This is a genomic window from Methylophilus sp., assembly GCF_035460085.1.
GTDB lineage: Bacteria > Pseudomonadota > Gammaproteobacteria > Burkholderiales > Methylophilaceae > Methylophilus.
The window spans coordinates 15578-31975 of sequence record NZ_DATHWZ010000017.1; the positions used below are offsets into that span (position 1 = coordinate 15578).

17 protein-coding genes and 1 pseudogene are annotated in these 16398 nt (G+C 50.0%); 12 read left to right on the forward strand and 6 right to left on the reverse strand.

From position 1 onward, the window contains the following. Positions 1–177: 177 nt before the first annotated feature. The 5 genes and pseudogenes from VK958_RS02550 to VK958_RS02570 form a co-directional block, all read right to left on the reverse strand. Positions 178–852: a DUF1826 domain-containing protein gene (locus VK958_RS02550; protein ID WP_325238775.1), complete on the reverse strand. Its 675-nt coding sequence runs from the start codon at positions 850–852 to the stop codon at positions 178–180. Between the two features lie 2 nt (positions 853–854). Then, entirely contained in the window at positions 855–2090 is a 1236-nt protein-coding gene (gene zigA / locus VK958_RS02555; protein WP_325238777.1) for a zinc metallochaperone GTPase ZigA, read from the reverse strand. Between the two features lie 21 nt (positions 2091–2111). Further along, positions 2112–2516, reverse strand: a pseudogene (gene dksA / locus VK958_RS02560) (RNA polymerase-binding protein DksA). Positions 2517–2651: 135 nt separating this feature from the next. Then, complete coding sequence (locus VK958_RS02565) at positions 2652–3113, reverse strand: Fur family transcriptional regulator (RefSeq protein ID WP_325238778.1); 462 nt, start codon at positions 3111–3113, stop codon at positions 2652–2654. 161 nt (positions 3114–3274) lie between these two features. Then, positions 3275–4861, reverse strand: coding sequence for a protein adenylyltransferase SelO (locus VK958_RS02570; protein ID WP_325238779.1), 1587 nt, complete (start codon positions 4859–4861; stop codon positions 3275–3277). A gap of 172 nt (positions 4862–5033) precedes the next feature. Here VK958_RS02570 and VK958_RS02575 point away from each other — a divergent pair, with 172 nt between their 5' ends. The 5 genes from VK958_RS02575 (at position 5034) to VK958_RS02595 (ending at position 9949) form a co-directional block, all read left to right on the forward strand. After that, positions 5034–6947 carry a ribonuclease catalytic domain-containing protein gene (locus tag VK958_RS02575; protein WP_325238780.1) on the forward strand — a complete coding sequence of 638 codons (1914 nt, stop codon included), beginning with the start codon at positions 5034–5036 and terminating at the stop codon, positions 6945–6947. Next, positions 6947–7741: a polyamine aminopropyltransferase gene (locus VK958_RS02580; RefSeq protein WP_325238781.1), complete on the forward strand. Its 795-nt coding sequence runs from the start codon at positions 6947–6949 to the stop codon at positions 7739–7741. Before VK958_RS02575 ends, VK958_RS02580 begins: the two co-directional genes overlap by 1 nt. An 87-nt stretch (positions 7742–7828) precedes the next feature. Next, positions 7829–9019, forward strand: coding sequence for a THUMP domain-containing class I SAM-dependent RNA methyltransferase (locus VK958_RS02585; RefSeq protein WP_325238782.1), 1191 nt, complete (start codon positions 7829–7831; stop codon positions 9017–9019). 30 nt (positions 9020–9049) lie between these two features. Further along, positions 9050–9403: a nucleotide pyrophosphohydrolase gene (locus tag VK958_RS02590; protein WP_325238783.1), complete on the forward strand. Its 354-nt coding sequence runs from the start codon at positions 9050–9052 to the stop codon at positions 9401–9403. 45 nt (positions 9404–9448) lie between these two features. Further along, a complete protein-coding gene (locus VK958_RS02595) occupies positions 9449–9949 on the forward strand; it encodes an aminoacyl-tRNA deacylase (protein WP_325238784.1) in 501 nt (166 codons plus the stop codon). A gap of 46 nt (positions 9950–9995) precedes the next feature. On the opposite strand, the gene VK958_RS02600 is transcribed toward VK958_RS02595, so the two are convergent. After that, positions 9996–10466 (reverse strand): hypothetical protein, encoded by a 471-nt coding sequence (locus tag VK958_RS02600; protein ID WP_325238786.1) that lies wholly within the window; start codon positions 10464–10466, stop codon positions 9996–9998. 198 nt (positions 10467–10664) lie between these two features. Between VK958_RS02600 and pabC the strand changes: the two genes are divergently transcribed. The 7 genes from pabC (at position 10665) to VK958_RS02635 (ending at position 16161) form a co-directional block, all read left to right on the forward strand. Then, complete coding sequence (gene pabC, locus VK958_RS02605) at positions 10665–11504, forward strand: aminodeoxychorismate lyase (protein WP_325238787.1); 840 nt, start codon at positions 10665–10667, stop codon at positions 11502–11504. A 19-nt stretch (positions 11505–11523) separates the two neighbouring features. After that, positions 11524–12537, forward strand: coding sequence for an endolytic transglycosylase MltG (gene mltG, locus VK958_RS02610; protein ID WP_325238789.1), 1014 nt, complete (start codon positions 11524–11526; stop codon positions 12535–12537). A gap of 30 nt (positions 12538–12567) precedes the next feature. Further along, complete coding sequence (tmk, locus tag VK958_RS02615; RefSeq protein WP_325238791.1) at positions 12568–13173, forward strand: dTMP kinase; 606 nt, start codon at positions 12568–12570, stop codon at positions 13171–13173. Next, positions 13170–14162, forward strand: a complete 993-nt coding sequence (gene holB, locus VK958_RS02620) for a DNA polymerase III subunit delta' (RefSeq protein WP_325238793.1) — start codon at positions 13170–13172, stop codon at positions 14160–14162. Before tmk ends, holB begins: the two co-directional genes overlap by 4 nt. A 36-nt stretch (positions 14163–14198) precedes the next feature. Further along, entirely contained in the window at positions 14199–14570 is a 372-nt protein-coding gene (locus tag VK958_RS02625; protein ID WP_325238794.1) for a PilZ domain-containing protein, read from the forward strand. A gap of 62 nt (positions 14571–14632) precedes the next feature. Next, complete coding sequence (locus VK958_RS02630; protein WP_325238795.1) at positions 14633–15409, forward strand: TatD family hydrolase; 777 nt, start codon at positions 14633–14635, stop codon at positions 15407–15409. Further along, on the forward strand, positions 15400–16161 hold the full coding sequence (locus VK958_RS02635) for an MBL fold metallo-hydrolase (RefSeq protein ID WP_325238796.1): 762 nt from the start codon (positions 15400–15402) through the stop codon (positions 16159–16161). Before VK958_RS02630 ends, VK958_RS02635 begins: the two co-directional genes overlap by 10 nt. Positions 16162–16398: the final 237 nt, after the last annotated feature.

The window sequence follows — 16398 nt, forward strand, 5'->3', positions numbered from 1 at the left end:
TATTCTGACAATGTTTTTTAAAGCATTCATTGTTTTTTAACTCACCATTATAAGTCCGTCAATTTAGCTTTCTCACTAAAAAGCCTGGCTGTCTTTATAAAAAAAACATCGCGTGGACGCAGTGATGCTTTTATGGGATTTCGTGTCACTTTGGTGAGCATATTTCAATTTGCTTGATTACCAGATTGCATCCAGTGCCAGCACCACACGTGTAGCAGTTTCTGCTATCTGCGGAGAGCGGTGAATAGCGCCGCCATGTTGATTGCCTTGCCACAAACTGCCTTTGAGCAATACCAATGCTTGTTCAGGCGCCTGACGAATGCCTTGCGGATGCAGGACCAGCGATTGGTTAAATATTTCATGGGTCAAGCGTGTGGAGGCTAACGCATCCCTATCGCAAAACGCTTCATCCAGCCACTCGGTGCCGGGCCCGAGATAAGTGCACAGCAAGCGAATACCGGTGCGATCAATATGAAATTTAGGGCACATGGCGTGCTTGAGCATTTCCAGCCTGATGCCTATCAAAGGACAATCCATCAGGTCAGCATAAAGATTAACCAGCAGGCATATATCAGCGAGCAAATCTTGTTTGCCGATGCCATCAGGTAAACGTAGTTGACGATCAAGCTTGGCGGGCGTTGCTTCTTTCTGTCTTGCCGTCACCCTGTAACCTGCGCTGAGCTGATTGCTGAATTGCTGCAAATAACTGGATATTTCTGCTTTGTTCGGCCTTGTAACAATAGCTATTTGTTGTGAGGGTTCAAAAATAGACAGACATTCCATCGCGTCAAAATCAAGATCCCTGCCAGGCAATGAAGTGGTCTTGAGCGGCATTTGCGTGTCGAGGAGCATGGTTACACCATTGCCTCTGTCACCTGTTCCTCTATTTCATCATGCTCACTCATTGACCACTGCGGGAATGGGTCTGGCAGCTTACGCCAGGCATCCATACCTGAAGCAATCTCGTGCTCGGTCAGCAGGCAGGCATCAAAACCGGCGATCAGCGTTTCTTTCTGCATATGCATGCCGATAATCACCAGCTCCTGCTGGCGATCGCCGTATGGCGCTTGCATGCGCGAGTGTATCTGTTGCAGGCTTTCCTCATCGTCCGGCCAATGCTCACTGGGTGTGGCTGCCCACCAGATACCCGCCAGCTCGGTACGCGTGACGGCGCCTGCCTGTGACCACATGGCGCAACACTCAGGGCGGGAAGCAATCCAGTAACGGCCTTTTGATCTGACCACGCCTGGCCATTCGGTATTCAGCCATTGCCATAAACGTTGCGGATGAAAAGGCTGGCGCGCGCGGTAGACAAAGCTGGAAATGCCATACTCTTCCGTTTCAGGCACATGCTCGCCGCGTAACTCCTGCAGCCATCCGGGCGCATCGGCCGCCTGGTCAAAGTCGAATAATCCGGTATTCATAATGCGGGTAAGGGGCACTTTACCGAAACTGCTGTGCAGGATATCTGCACGCGGGTTCAATGCTCTTAAAATACCTTCCAGTTGCGCTATTTCTTCCAGCGTCATCAAATCAGTTTTATTCAGGACAAGCACATCACAGAACTCGATCTGGTCAACCAGCAAATCAACCACCGTACGCTGGTCTTCTTCACCCAGTGATTCGCCACGTTCAGCCAGCAATGCCTGTGAGCTGTAGTCTTTGAGGAAGTGATAGCCATCCACCACGGTCACCATGGTGTCGAGTTGCGCCACATCCGCCAGTGAAGTGCCGTCTTCATCGGCAAAGGTAAACGTTTCGGCAATCGGTAAAGGTTCTGAAATGCCAGTGGTTTCAATCAGCAGGTAATCAAACCGGTTTTCTTTCGCCAGGCGTGTGATTTCCACCAGCAAATCTTCGCGCAAGGTGCAGCAGATGCAGCCATTGCTCATCTCCACCAGCTTTTCTTCCTGGCGTGATAACTCAGCACCGCCATCACGCACCAGTTGCGCGTCGATATTCACATCCGACATATCGTTGACAATGACTGCTACCCGTTTGCCTTCGCGATTATTCAAGATATGGTTGAGCAGGGTGGTTTTACCCGCACCGAGAAAGCCGGAGAGTACTGTCACAGGGAGTTTTTTCATGGCGTGTTCCTTTGCGTGTTGCTAATGATTGAATTGCCGTTCGCGGCGCTCGTGACGTTCTTGTGCTTCCAGGCATAACTTAGTGGCCGGCCGCGCAATCAGCCGCGCCAGGCCGATAGGCTCACCGGTTTCTTCGCAGTAGCCATACTGGCCGGTTGCAATCCTCAATAAGGCAGACTGTATGGTTTTGATATGTTTGCGCTCACGTTCACGCGCGCGCAGTTCCAGGCCATGTGTTTCTTCCTAGGTGGCCCTGTCAGCCGGGTCTGGCGTTTCCTGCTGCTCGTGCAAATGTTCGCTGGTGAGTTGCATATTGGCTTGCAGGGTTTCCAGTTGCGTCAGCAACAATTTCTTAAAGAATGCGAGTTGTCCGGCATTCATATAGGCAGTTTCAGGCATGGAAAGCAGTTCGGCAGGGGTCAACATAGTTACGCAACTTGGTTGCAATGCAATTTTGTTGCATTTTAATGAAATGTTGAATTAATTGCAACTATGTTGCATATTTAGTGTGAGCTACAGGCTGGTTATTTGAAAAAAATTAAACAAGGAAGTGTGCAACAGTCAGGATTGCTGGCAATCCAGGCAAAGCCCTTTCAGGCTGATTTCGATATTGGATACCCGGTAAGTATCAAACAGTGATTGCGGAATATGCGCGGCCAGTTCGTGTATGCATAATACAGTGCCGCATTGCTGGCAGTGTAAATGTGCGTGGCCGTGGTTGTTTAATAAACCCAGGTGATCTGTGCGGCCTGGCTCTGCGCTGCGATAATTGCGTTTAGGCGCATTCAGCTGGAATTTCCAGGCGCGGTCATCGCTGGAAATTTTATGAATCAAGCTATTTTCCAGCAACCAATCGAGCACCCGGTATACCGTCACGCGGTCTATCTCCACACCGTGCAACGCAGCCAATATATCCGGGTGGCTGAGCGCGGTGGTGGATGTTAATAGCGTGTTCAGTACTGCAACCCTGGCTTTGGTCGGGCGCAAGCCTGCATCGGTGATTAATTGTTCAGCAGTCAGCATAGTTTATTTTGCTTAGGAAACACGCAATAAGTGATTGAGCAAGATGAAGTGCAAGGCGCACGGAACGCAGAAACCGAGAGAGTACTTTAGTTCGGCGAGGTTACGAGTACCGCGCAACGCGGCAATTCGCTTGCCCAGACACTTATTCCGCGTTTCCTCAATTATGAGCTACAGGATAACATCGAGCAACCGGCTTTTTGCCTTGCCCAGTCTGGACGTTTCTTTGCAAATGCCTCCATGCCAGCCTGCTCGGTGTAGGGGTTACGCAATACTTCAAGCAAGGTCAGTAGCCGTGAATTATCACCTTGGGTGGCAAGGTCAATTGCCTCCTGCGCAAGGTAATTACGCAACACATAAATAGGATTATTTTCTGACATGCGCTGCAGGCGTTGTTCAGGCAACAGCGTTGAGTGCTGCAAACGTTGGCTATAGCGATGTAACCAGTTTTGGATATCTTCTCCAAACTGTTTTAGGCCTTGCTCGGTATAAAAAGCCTCTTCCAGAACCGAGAGCTGCGGCTGGGAAATATCCAGTTGCTTGAGATGGGTAAAGAACAAAGTCTGGTCCACTTCTGCGCGCTGCATCAATTCAAAAATATCATTGATCAACTCGCCATCGCCATTTTGCCAGGCATCCAGGCCAAACTTGCCTGCCAGCGATGTCGTCAGTGAATCAAAATACACTGTGTCAAAATGACTTAACCCTTGGGATAAGGCATTGCTTTCCGGCAGCACAGTTGCCAGCGCGTCCGCTAACCTCTCAAGATTCCAGCGCGCTATATCCGGTTGGCGGCCAAAGCAGTAGCGACGACCTTGTGCATCGGTAGTATTCGGTGTCCAGCCCGGGTCAAAATTATCTACCCAGCCATACGGGCCGTAATCGATGGTCAGGCCGAGGATAGACATATTGTCAGTGTTCATGACGCCATGCACAAAGCCTACCCGCATCCAGTGCGCAACCATGATGGCTGTGCGGGCGCATATTTCGCTGAACCATGCTTCAATCATGCCCTGGCCGGGATTATCGACATCAAGTAGTAAACCTGTACTGGGCCACCAATCGGCATAATCCCTGTCTATCGTGAACCCGATAAAACGCTTGAGTAACGGCAACTCATCGCGGCTGGCGAGTATTTCAAAGTGGCCGAAACGGATAAATGAAGGCGCTACCCGGCAAACAATCGCACCTGGCTCGAATTCAGGATTGCCGTCATAAAACATATCCCGCACTACGGAATCGCCTGTAGTGACCAGGCTCAAGGCACGGGTAGTCGGGATGCCCAGGTGATGCATGGCTTCGGAGCAAAGAAATTCACGCAGGCTGGAGCGCAATACTGCCCGGCCATCAGCGCGGCGTGAATAGGGCGTTTCACCAGCCCCTTTCAGTTGCAGTTCAAAACGATTCTGCTGATGTACTAACTCACCCAGATAGATAGCGCGCCCATCTCCCAGTTGCCCGGCCCAATTGCCAAACTGATGGCCGCCGTAACGTGTCGCATACGTAAACATGCCTTGTAAGGCACCGTTGCCACCTAGCGTTTTTACCATATCAGGATCATGCATATCAGCTGAGCTCAAGCCTAGCATGGCAGCGACTTCCGGGCTGTAAGCGAGTAGTCTGGGTTGCTTGACTGGCGTCGGTTGCACAGCTGACCACAGGCAATCGCTCACCTGGCGGGTGTAGTTATCGGTAATGCGGTCACCGGGTAGTTCACGAATAAAACGGTTATCAAATATCAGCGGTTTCATATTCTCTATTGTAGAGGGTATCCCTTTATGACGACTATGTTAATTAACACCTGGCTTAATTTAAGTCGCCGCAGCCGGCTAAAGTTCAATCTCTGCCAAAAAGGTCATGCTTCTCGGGTAAAATAGCGTTTTGAATTCAATTGTGTGTCGCCCACACTCCAAATCTCCCGCAATGAATGTTTTTTACGAAGAAGACGGTGGCTTCAAAGTCGCTTCCATCATGACCGAAGCAGACAGCAGCATGCAGGTCGAGGCCAGCACTGGCAAGCGCAGCAAGATCAAAACCGCCAACGTGCTGATGCGCTTTGAAGGTAGCCTTTCCGGCTTTCTTGAAGCCGCGCAAACTGAGGCAGAAACGCTGGATACCGATTTCTTATGGGAATGCAGCGGTGAATCAGAATTCGGTTTTGAGTCGCTGGCTGAAGAATACTATGGTGGCAAACCGAGCCGCCAGCAAGCCGCGGCCATTGCTATTAAACTCCATAGTGCCCCTATGTATTTTTACCGCAAGGGTAAAGGACAGTATAAAGCCGCGCCTGAAGAAACCTTAAAAGCAGCCATGGCTGGCGTTGAGAAAAAGCGCCAGCAAGCGGAATTGATGGCATTGATGACCGCGCAGTTAACTTCCAGACAGTTACCCGAAAGCATCTTCGCCAAGCTCGACCAATTGCTGTATGCGCCGGACAAAAACGCAATGGAATGGAAAGCACTGGAGCAAGCCGCCACCGAGCTCAAAATGTTACCGGTGCAGGTGTTGCACGACGCTGGGGCGATTCCGTCTATCCACGACTACCATCTCGGCGCTTTTTTGCGCGAGTATTTTGCCAATGGCACGGAATTTCCCGATTTCTCACTGGCGACTTTGCCCGAGGATTTACCTGTGTCAGAAGTACAGGCATTCAGTATTGATGACAGCACAACTACCGAGATCGATGATGCTTTATCCGTCACACGCTTGCCAAACGGCAATACGCAGGTAGGTATTCACATCGCCGCGCCAGCACTGGGCGTGACGCCGCGTGAGTCATTGGATCACGAAGTCATGAAACGCCTGTCTACCGTGTACATGCCTGGTCATAAAATCACCATGCTGCCCGAAACCGCCATCCGCCCGTTTAGCCTCGATGCCGGAGAAACCAAGCCTGCCTTGTCGCTGTACCTGGAAGTTGCCGCTGATTACAGCGTTGTCCAACAGCATAGCCGCCTGGAACGCGTGCAGATCGCGCACAACTTGCGCCATGACACTTTAGAGCCTTATTTTAACGAGAATACGCTGGAGACCGATAGCGGCCACCCGTTGTGGCAGCCGCTGGTGTTCTTGTTCCACTTTGCTGAAAGCCTGGAAAAAGCGCGTGGCAAATACGATCCGACCAAGCCGCAACCGGTAGATTACAATTTCTACGTCACCGATGGCATCGTCAGCATCATCAACCGCCAGCGCGGTTCACCAATGGATAAACTGGTGGCTGAATTAATGATTGCCGCTAACAGCCAATGGGGTTTATTGCTGGCTGAGCATAATGTGCCGGGCATTTACCGCGCGCAAAATGGCGGCAAAGTGTATATGACCACCAAGGCCGAGGGCCACCAGGGTTTAGGTGTGGCGCAATATGCATGGTGTACCTCGCCGTTGCGCCGGGCAGTTGATTTAATCAATCAACGCCAGATTATCAGCGTATTGACGATGCAGGAACCAGTCTACGCCGCCAATGGCGATGAAATCGTCGGCCATATGCGCAATTTTGACCAGACTTACAATGCCTATAACGAGTTCCAGACCCGCATGGAAAGGTACTGGTGCCTGCAATACCTGGTCCAGGAAAACATCCAGGAGGTAGAAGCTACCGTGTGGCGCGAGAACCTGGTCCGCTTGAGCGGTTTGCCTTATATGACTAAAGTCTATGGCATGCCGGTGCTAAAACCTGGCAGCAAAGTGCAATTATCAGTACAAAAGATAGATACTTTGCTGATGGAGCTTGAATGCAAATTCTTGCGCGTGATTGAAGAGACGGTCGCCGACAACACTGAAATTGCGTCAGTCGCCGAAACAGGTGGCGCGCCTGAAGATGTGGCGGAAAATACATAATGTTTAAACTTAACCGCAAAATCCATAAAGCCATTTCTGACCTGGAAATGGTGGAAGTTACCGAAGTCGATGGCGTGCGCTCAATGCATCTTGGCTCACCTACCATTCAAAGCAGCATGAAGGTGAAAGACCCGTTCGCGCTGGTGTTGGCATATTCATGGGGTATGCTGAGCAGCCTGTTGTTCAAACCAGATATCCGCAATACGATACTGGTGGGTTTAGGCGGCGGCTCAATTGCTAAATATATCTGGAAAGCCTGCCCGCAGATCACACAGACCGTGGTTGAATTAAACCCACAAGTGATCCAGGTCGCGCGCAGCCATTTCTTTGTGCCAGAAGATGACGAGCGGCTAAATATTATTGAAGGTGATGGCATTGCCTATATCCAGCAGCATCCCGGCAGTTGCGATTGGCTGATGATGGATGCGTTTGGCAGCAACGGTTTGCCACCCGATTTTTGTACGCAGGCATTTTTTGATGACTGTGCAGAAGCCCTCACACCAGATGGCCTGTTTGCCATCAATTTATGGGGTTCAGACAAAAAGTTTGATATTTACATGCAGCGTATAGAGCAAACGTTCGACCAGCGCGTGTTGATGATGCCTACCGGAAAACCTGGCAATATTATTGTGTTTGGCTTTAAGCCAGAACTGGCGATACCGGATCTGATCACCCTGCGTAAACGTGCGCAGGAAGCCATGCAAACGCATGCGATCCAGTTCCTGGATTTAATTGACCGTTTACAGGGAGCAAACCCCAATGACGGTAGAGGTTTTACCTTGAGCAGAGATTAATGCGCAGTGATTAATTATAACGCCTGCCAACAGCGGCTCACTGCTCAACCATTAAGTTGATATTCAACTAGAAAATCAGAGATAAAAATGCGTAACCATTATTTTGCAACCTGTCCACGCGGTTTGGAAGCCCTGCTGGTCGAAGAGCTTAAGCTCAGCGGCGCCAATGACATCAAACCTACCGATGGTGGTGCCAGCTTCAGTGGCGACCTCGGCGTCTGTTACCAGATCAACCTGCATTCGCGCGTCGCAACCCGCGTCCTTATGCAAGTCGGCAACGGCCAATACGCCACAGAAGAAGATATCTACCAGGGCGCGCTCAAAGTGAACTGGCCGAACTGGTTTAATGTGAAATACAGCATGATGGTGAAAGTCACCGCTGTGCGCAGCCCGTTAAAAAGCCTGGAATTCATTACGTTGCGCGTCAAGGATGCGATTTGCGATAAATTCCGCCAGGCGGTGAATAGCCGACCGAATATCGACACGCGTGAGCCGGATATCCGTGTACATGTCTATCTGACCAGCGACCGTTTTCTGTTGTATGTAGATACATCAGGCAACCCGTTATACCAGCGCGGCAACCGTAAAAATACCATTGAAGCGCCGTTGCGTGAAAACCTGGCGGCCGGCATTTTAAAACTTTCCGGCTGGCAACCAGGCCAGGCACTGCTGGACCCCATGTGTGGCAGCGGTACTTTCCTGCAGGAAGCGGTGATGATGGCACTTAATATCGCGCCAGGCCTGAACCGCAATTTTGGTTTTGAAAAACTTAAAAACTTTGAATCAGATACTTTCAAGAAGATCCGCAATGCGGCTGCCAAAGCTGTGAAACCTGTCAGTTTCCAGAAGATTTATGGTTCAGATATGGATCTTCGCGCCGTGCGTGTCACCAAACAAAACCTGGAAATGGCCGGCTGGAGTGAAGCGGTACAACTGAGTCATATCGAATTTACCAAACTCACCCCGCCCGCCGACAGTGGTGTACTGGTGGCGAATCCACCGTATGGTGTACGTATCGGTGAAGATGAAACGCTGGCCGAGTTATATCCACAAATGGCTGTCACACTCAAACAGCAATTCAGCGGCTGGAACACGTATTTCCTGACCAACGATCTGCGTATGCCTAAATTAATGCGACTGAGTCCAAGCAAAAAAACGCCGCTATATAACGGCCCACTGGAGTGCCGCCTGTTTGAAATCAAGATGGTCGCAGGCAGCAATCGCCGCGATAAACCTGATTCAGCAGAAGCCAAAAACCAGGAAAAAAATCAAGGTTAAGATTAGCTAAAACTTTAACGATAGGCAACTATGGCAGATTCAATTGATGCATTACGTGCACGCGTAAATAACTTTGTTGAAGAGCGTGACTGGGCGCAATTCCATTCACCAAAAAACCTGGCCATGTCCATGATTGTAGAAGCAGCGGAAGTGGTCGAGCATTTTCAATGGATGACCGAACAGGAAAGCCGCCAGCTGGATGCCGATATCAGGGAAAAGGTTGGGCATGAGCTGGCGGATACTTTTGTCTATTTGATGCGTATCGCTGAAGTATGCGGCATAGACCTGATTGCCGCAGCCAATGCCAAGATCGACCTGAATGCACAGAAATATCCGGTTGATAAATGCAAAGGTAGTAACGATAAATATACTAAATATCAATGATTTGAGTTTAATACTTAAACTAATTTATATTTAAGGATGCTGCCAATGACTACCCATTTTAAATCTGCTGTGACCGACCTGCTGGAACATCAAGGCATTCAATTCCAGGTCATTCAAATTCCTCTAAGCGAAGATAAAAAGCCCATCCGCAGCCTTGAAGAATTACTTTCTGGCCAGGGATTGCTACCCCAATCAGTGGTGCGCAGCGTAGTATTCAAAGGCGAAAACAGCGGGTTCAGTTTATTGGCCGTGGCAGGGAGCGGCCGAGCAGACTGGGCGTTATTGCGCAAGCATCTGAATGAGCGCAAATGCCGTATGGCTGAGTACGACGAAGTGCCAGAAGTAACTGGCTATCTGGTTGGTGCCGTGCCTCCGATAGCGTTGCCTGAGAGTTTGCGCGTGCTGGTGGACAGCAGTGTTGCAGAATATGAAACGGTAGTGATAGGCAGCGGGGTGCTGGGTTATGCGCTGGCGTTGCGCTCAGCAGACTTGTTGAGCTTACTGGAAGGCAAAGAACGCGGCAGTTTTGTGAAGATTGAAGCTTAGAGTTTTTCTCAAGAGATCCATGATGACTTCAGACAACTGAACTGACTTAGCCACCTAGCATGGTTTTGATGGAGTTGTTCTTGGCCTTTTCAACCATAATGGCGGCTTTATCTGGCTGCTGGCTAATGGACTCGGTCCAATCACTTTCCCCTTCAGTATCACTTTCACTACCAAACATCCCCATCAAGCCGGTACTATCCGCTGCATTTTCCTCATCATTGCCGAAAAGTAGCATGGCATTGCTGAGCTGGATCTGCCGCATTTGCTGTAACAGGCCTTGCGCGGTATAGATTTCTGTCGTATTGCCGGTTTGCCCAAGCTTCACCTCGGCACTCGCACCAGCAGGGTTATCTTTCGCTGAGTCAGGCAAAGGCGCATCTTTTTTGGTGTTAGTCGAAGCCTTGGCGTTGCCTGCCGCATTCGTGCTTGCTGTGCTGTTAGCCGCTGTGCTGGTGTCAGTGCTGTAAGCCTTGTTGATCATTGCCGCCACGTTAGTCTGAATGCTGGAAAAAGCCATGCCTATGCCTCCGGTTAAAGTACAAATACAATACCTCGTATCCTGTTAACGGCATCCGAACATTAAACTTTAGAAAATTGTTTAATTCTTTGCAACAACCATTGCCGGAGGCTGATTTGTACTTTTGGTGAGACGTTTTTTGCGGTTTTATGGTAAGGTTTCAGCCTTGTTCAGACACATCCATTTCCCCCTCTCAAGATGACAACTGTCCGCTATTGCATCAACGGCAAACTGGTCAATGGCATTGCGCCGACCAATCGTGGTTTTGCTTATGGCGACGGTGTTTTCCGCACCATGCGCTTATTGAATGGTGAATTACAAGACTGGCCTTTGCATTACCAAACCCTGGTGGCTGATTGCAGCAAAATCCAGATCGTCTGCCCATCGGCTGAGTTACTGATGCAGGAATTCAAGTATCTGATGGCTTCTGCCAATGAAGAAGACACGCAGTTCAGTATCCTCAAGATTATGATCACGCGCGGTGAGGGCGCACGAGGTTATGCACCTCCGTCCGTGAGTGAACCGACGCGGGTATTGATCCAGAGCCCGTTACCGAATTACCCGGCTGAGATATATGCGAATGGCGTGGCGCTGTATACCTGCCAGACGCGGCTGGCATCTCAACCCTTACTTGCCGGTATCAAGCACCTGAACCGCCTTGAAAATGTACTGGCGCGCGCTGAGCTGAAAGACCCGCGATTCTTCGACGGTTTATTGCGCGATTATGATGACCATGTCATTGAAGCGGTGAGCGGTAACCTGTTTATCCGCAAGGATGGCGTTGTGATGACGCCAGTGCTGGAGAGTTGTGGCGTGGCCGGCGTGATGCGGCAGAAAATACTGGATTGGTATAAAACGCAACGCCAGACGGTTTTGGTAGCCACATTAACGATGGACGATTTGCTCAGTGCAGAAGCTGTTGTGATTGTGAATAGTGTTTACGGCGTGTTGCAGGTGTCACATATTGACGATCAGGCGGTTGCGACCAATCACTGGGCAAAAGAACTCAGGTCACAGCTGCATTATGTGACTCATTAGAAAACTGTTTGATCAGCCTATGTTTAAGCAAAGATTTAAAAAAATATTCAAATATGCATTCGCGATTCTGGGGGTATCCGGTCTTGCCATAACGCTCTGGCTAGTCATTTATATGATACGACCATTGCCTATGGTTTCTGAAACCATAGGGTTGCAGATCCCGGCAGGTGCCAGTGTGCGCGGCATTGCCGACCAACTGGTAACAGCCGGTGTTTTGAAAGAGCCGTACAGTTTTCTGCTGGTAGTCAAACTGACGGGGAGTGGCAACCGGCTTCAGGCAGGTGACTATGCCTTAAATTCGCCGTTGCAGGTCTTGGGTCTGATTGATGTACTCAAGCATGGCACATTTGATCAGTTGAAACTTCAATTGACTGAAGGCAAGACCTTTAGTGACTTCAGGCACAAGCTGGCGCAAATGCCTGGCATACGTCATGAGACGCAACATTTGTCTGATCTGGAGCTGATGCAACTGATTAGCGGTGAAGCGACACCGCCTGAGGGCTGGTTTTTTCCTGACACCTATTTTATCGATAGCCAAAGCAGTGATACGGAAATGTACAAGCGGGCCTACCAGAAAATGAAGCAGTATCTGTCTGCAGCCTGGGAAACCCGTCAGTCCGGCCTGCCTTATAAAACGCCATACGAAGCGCTCATCATGGCCTCTATCGTTGAGAAAGAAACCGGTGTCGAAGTGGAGCGTCCGCAAATCGCGGGTGTGTTTGTCAATCGTTTGCGGCTGGGCATGCGTTTGCAGACTGACCCGACCGTGATTTATGGCATGGGCAGCCGTTATCATGGCAATATCACGCGACGTGATTTACTCACGGATACAGCCTTTAACACCTATACACGCAGTGGCTTGCCGCCAACGCCGATTGCTTTGCCAGGTTTGGCCTCTATTCAAGCGGCGCTGCATCCGGCCAATACCAAGGCCTTGTATTTCGTGGCAAATGGCCATGGCAGGCATGTGTTTACCAGCACGCTGGAAGAACACAACAAAGCCGTGCGTGCCTATCAATTAAAGAAACATTAAACATATGAGCGTGAGTTGGGGAATACAGTAATGGCAGGCTTGTTTATCACCCTGGAAGGCATGGATGGCGCGGGCAAAAGTACGCATATTCCTACCATATTGTCATTACTGGCCAAGTCTGGCCGCGAAGTGGTTTCTACACGGGAACCTGGTGGCACTCCGTTAGGCGAGGAATTACGCGAACTTCTGCTGCATAGAGACATGCATGTTGAAACCGAAACACTACTGATGTTTGCCGCACGTGCCGAGCATTTGCAGCAGGTAATTTTGCCGGCGTTGGCACGCGATGCGATTGTGTTGTCAGACAGGTTCACCGATGCTTCATATGCCTATCAATGCGGCGCGCGTGGATTGCCATTGGGAAAAATGCAGGCACTGGAAAGCTGGGTACAAGGTAGCTTGCAGCCTGATATAACGCTGTTATTCGATGTGCCGGTAGAAGTCAGTCTGCAACGTTTGGCAGGCGCCCGCACGCCTGATAAATTTGAAGCACAGGGCAATGAATTTTTCGCCAGACTGCGTGCCCAATATCTAGCCCGTGCGGCTGAATATCCGCAACGGTTTCGTGTGATTGATGCCAATCAATCGCTTGAAAAAGTAAAGAAATCAGTTGAAGAAATTATTGCAACTTTATGATTAACATTGTTTTTTCATGGCAAGAGTCGCTGTATACGCATTGGGTGCATGCCGGTGAAACTCGTCACCATGCCTTGCTGTTCCACGGTAAAACCGGCATAGGGAAACTGGCTTTTGCGAATGCCCTGGCGGCGGGTTTGCTTTGCATGCATCCCAAGGCTAACGCTACTGCCTGCGGGGAATGTCAATCCTGCCACTGGCTTGCAGAAGGGGCGCATCCGGATTTCCGGGAAATCACGCCTGAAGATGACGAAGCCACCGACAGCAAGAAGAAAACGCGCAAACGGCAGCAAATCGTGATTGACCAGATTCGTGCGTTACACGATTACCTTTCGCTGACCAGCCATCAGGCAGGAGGTATCCGCGTAGTATTGATTCATCCGCTGGAAGCGATGAACGTGGCGGCCTCTAATGCCTTATTGAAATTACTGGAAGAGCCGCCACAGCGCACCCAGTTTTTGCTGGTATCTCACCAGCGCCAGGCGCTATTGCCGACTATTTTGAGCCGATGCATGCAAGTGGAAATGCCGGTGCCTACACGTGAACAAGGGTTACAGTGGTTGCAGGCGCAGTCAATTGCACAACCGGAATGGATTTGGCATTACAGTGGTGGCGCACCGACCACCGTGCAACATGATGACCTGGATTGGTATGGCTGGTACCAGCAGTGGCGGCCACACCTGGCCCGTGGTGCTGCCATGGATAGTGCATTGGCAGGCGGAATACTGATCAAGCAGGGTATGTACGCTGCCATCCAGGTATTGCAGAAATGGTTGCTGGATTTATGGTTGTCGCGGCACCAGCTGCCACTTCGGTATCATGCGGACGCCTCTGATATTTTACAAACACTTGCATCCAAACTGGAGTTGTCGCGCTTGCTGGCATTTCAACAGCAGTTAAATCGCTTTAAAATGACTGCACAGCATCCGTTGAATCAGGAGCTGCAGCTGGAGCAATTATTGCTGCAGTATAAGAAAATGTTTGGTTAAGCTTTAGTGACAAAAGGATAGAACAGGAGTCTATACATGACTGACACGCAATCACCATCGACGATTAGCCCGGCAAAGCCGGGGGTGTTGTCACTGGCTATCCGTGAAAAAGCTGCCTTGTTTGCCGCATATATGCCGTTTGTTAAAGGCGGTGGCTTGTTTATTCCCACCAGCAAACCTTTTAAAATGGGCGAAGAAGTATTTATGTTGCTGACTTTGCTGGATGATCCACAGAAACTGAAAATCGTTGGTAAAGTGATCTGGATCACACCGCAGGCAGTCAATAATAAACCGCAAGGCATAGGCATTCAATTCAGTGACCGCGATGGTGGCATTGAGGCTAAAAAGCGTATTGAAACCATACTGGGTGCGGCATTGAAGTCCAGCCGGCCTACGCATACTATCTAGCACGTTTTATTATCTTTGGTGAGCAATAAAGCGCCAACCAGCCCGCATTATTTGGAATTTTCATGCTTGTAGATTCACATTGCCATATTAACTTTCCCGAACTGGTCCAGAATATGGATCAGCTACGCGCAGATATGCAGACCAATCAGGTTGGTCATGCCTTGTGTGTTTCTGTGACCCTGGATAAGTTTCCCGAAGTATTGGCGATTGCGGAACAGTACCCTAACATTTATGCTTCGGTTGGCGTGCATCCAGATTACGAAGATATCCAGGAGCCAACAGTGGCTGAACTGGTTGCACTGGCAGACAATCCACGCGTGGTGGCGATTGGTGAAACCGGCCTGGATTACTTCAGGCTGACCGGTGATTTGAACTGGCAGCGCGAACGTTTCCGCACCCATATCCGGGCTGCAAGGGCGACCGGTAAACCGCTGATTATCCATACCCGCAATGCTGCCGAAGATACCTTGAATATCATGCAGGAAGAGGGCGCTGCAGAAGTGGGCGGTGTGATGCATTGTTTTACCGAAAGCTGGGAAGTTGCGCAGGCAGCGATAGCCATGGGCTTTTATATTTCATTTTCCGGCATCGTCACTTTTAAAAACGCGGTGGCGTTAAAAGAGGTGGCGCAAAAAGTGCCGCTTGAATCTATGCTAGTTGAGACCGACTCACCTTACCTGGCACCTATCCCTTTCCGAGGTAAAACCAACCAGCCCGCTTATGTGCGACATGTTGCTGAAGAGATTGCCAGGTTGCGGGATATTCCGCTGCAACAGGTGATGGATGCCACCACCCGCAACTTTTTCACGCTGTTCAAACACGCGCAGCCATGCAACTGACCATCTTGGGTGCCGGTTCCAGCGCGGGAACGCCAGCCGTTGGGTGCACCTGCGCCACCTGTGTTTCAATTGACCCGCGCAACAAGCGGACCCGTTGCTCCAGCATAGTCACTTTGGATGATGGCCGTGTCATCCTGATCGATACTTCCCCGGATTTACGCCAGCAGGCACTGCGCGAACAGATGCACCGGGTGGATGCGGTGTTATATACGCATACGCACGCCGACCATCTGCATGGCATCGATGATCTGCGTGCTTTTTGCCAGATCAGCCGGCGCCAGATTCCGCTTTACAGCTATCCGGAAGCGATCAGCCATATCCAGGAAAAGTTTGGCTATACTTTGCGTGAGCCCAGCGACTTCTGGGATCTTCCGGTGCTGGCGGCCCATGTCGTTGAAGCGCCTTTTGAAGTCGCAGGCCAGATCGTGACGCCGATTCCTGTCATGCATGGCAAGATCCGAATTTATGCTTACCGCATTGGCAATCTGGTATATATGACCGACGTTTCTGCTATCCCGGAATCTTCTTTTGCATGGCTGCAAGGTGTTGAGGTGTTACTGATAGATTGCCTGCGCGAAACTCCACATCCCACCCATGTGAGTGTAAGTGAATCACTGGATTTAATTAGCCGCATAGGGGCCAAACGTAATGTGTTGATTCATATGACCCATGAACTCGAGTACCATGCCTTACAGGCAAGGCTGCCTGACAACGTAGAAGTGGGTTACGATGGATTGCAACTACATGTTTGATTGCACGAGTTGTTTGGGTGCGGTCAACCGAAATGCCAGATAAACAGTTATACTTTCATAAACACAATAATTGTAAAATTGATTTGGATCACAGGAATTAAACATGAAGTTTTATGCAAAGATTTCGGCTGCTGTTATCGCATTGGCTATGTTCACTAGTGCAGCATCAGCATTCGCCGGCAAAACCTACAATGAAAATGAATTCATTGATAATTTTAGCGGCAAATCAAAAAAAGT

Bases quoted from the DNA above. Each gene is read 5' to 3' on its own strand.
- VK958_RS02550 (WP_325238775.1), bottom strand. From the start codon at position 852: ATGCTCCTCGACACGCAAATGCCGCTCAAGACCACTTCATTGCCTGGC.
- zigA (WP_325238777.1), bottom strand. From the start codon at position 2,090: ATGAAAAAACTCCCTGTGACAGTACTCTCCGGCTTTCTCGGTGCGGGT.
- VK958_RS02565 (WP_325238778.1), bottom strand. From the start codon at position 3,113: ATGCTGACTGCTGAACAATTAATCACCGATGCAGGCTTGCGCCCGACC.
- VK958_RS02570 (WP_325238779.1), bottom strand. From the start codon at position 4,861: ATGAAACCGCTGATATTTGATAACCGTTTTATTCGTGAACTACCCGGT.
- VK958_RS02575 (WP_325238780.1), top strand. From the start codon at position 5,034: ATGAATGTTTTTTACGAAGAAGACGGTGGCTTCAAAGTCGCTTCCATC.
- VK958_RS02580 (WP_325238781.1), top strand. From the start codon at position 6,947: ATGTTTAAACTTAACCGCAAAATCCATAAAGCCATTTCTGACCTGGAA.
- VK958_RS02585 (WP_325238782.1), top strand. From the start codon at position 7,829: ATGCGTAACCATTATTTTGCAACCTGTCCACGCGGTTTGGAAGCCCTG.
- VK958_RS02590 (WP_325238783.1), top strand. From the start codon at position 9,050: ATGGCAGATTCAATTGATGCATTACGTGCACGCGTAAATAACTTTGTT.
- VK958_RS02595 (WP_325238784.1), top strand. From the start codon at position 9,449: ATGACTACCCATTTTAAATCTGCTGTGACCGACCTGCTGGAACATCAA.
- VK958_RS02600 (WP_325238786.1), bottom strand. From the start codon at position 10,466: ATGGCTTTTTCCAGCATTCAGACTAACGTGGCGGCAATGATCAACAAG.
- pabC (WP_325238787.1), top strand. From the start codon at position 10,665: ATGACAACTGTCCGCTATTGCATCAACGGCAAACTGGTCAATGGCATT.
- mltG (WP_325238789.1), top strand. From the start codon at position 11,524: ATGTTTAAGCAAAGATTTAAAAAAATATTCAAATATGCATTCGCGATT.
- tmk (WP_325238791.1), top strand. From the start codon at position 12,568: ATGGCAGGCTTGTTTATCACCCTGGAAGGCATGGATGGCGCGGGCAAA.
- holB (WP_325238793.1), top strand. From the start codon at position 13,170: ATGATTAACATTGTTTTTTCATGGCAAGAGTCGCTGTATACGCATTGG.
- VK958_RS02625 (WP_325238794.1), top strand. From the start codon at position 14,199: ATGACTGACACGCAATCACCATCGACGATTAGCCCGGCAAAGCCGGGG.
- VK958_RS02630 (WP_325238795.1), top strand. From the start codon at position 14,633: ATGCTTGTAGATTCACATTGCCATATTAACTTTCCCGAACTGGTCCAG.
- VK958_RS02635 (WP_325238796.1), top strand. From the start codon at position 15,400: ATGCAACTGACCATCTTGGGTGCCGGTTCCAGCGCGGGAACGCCAGCC.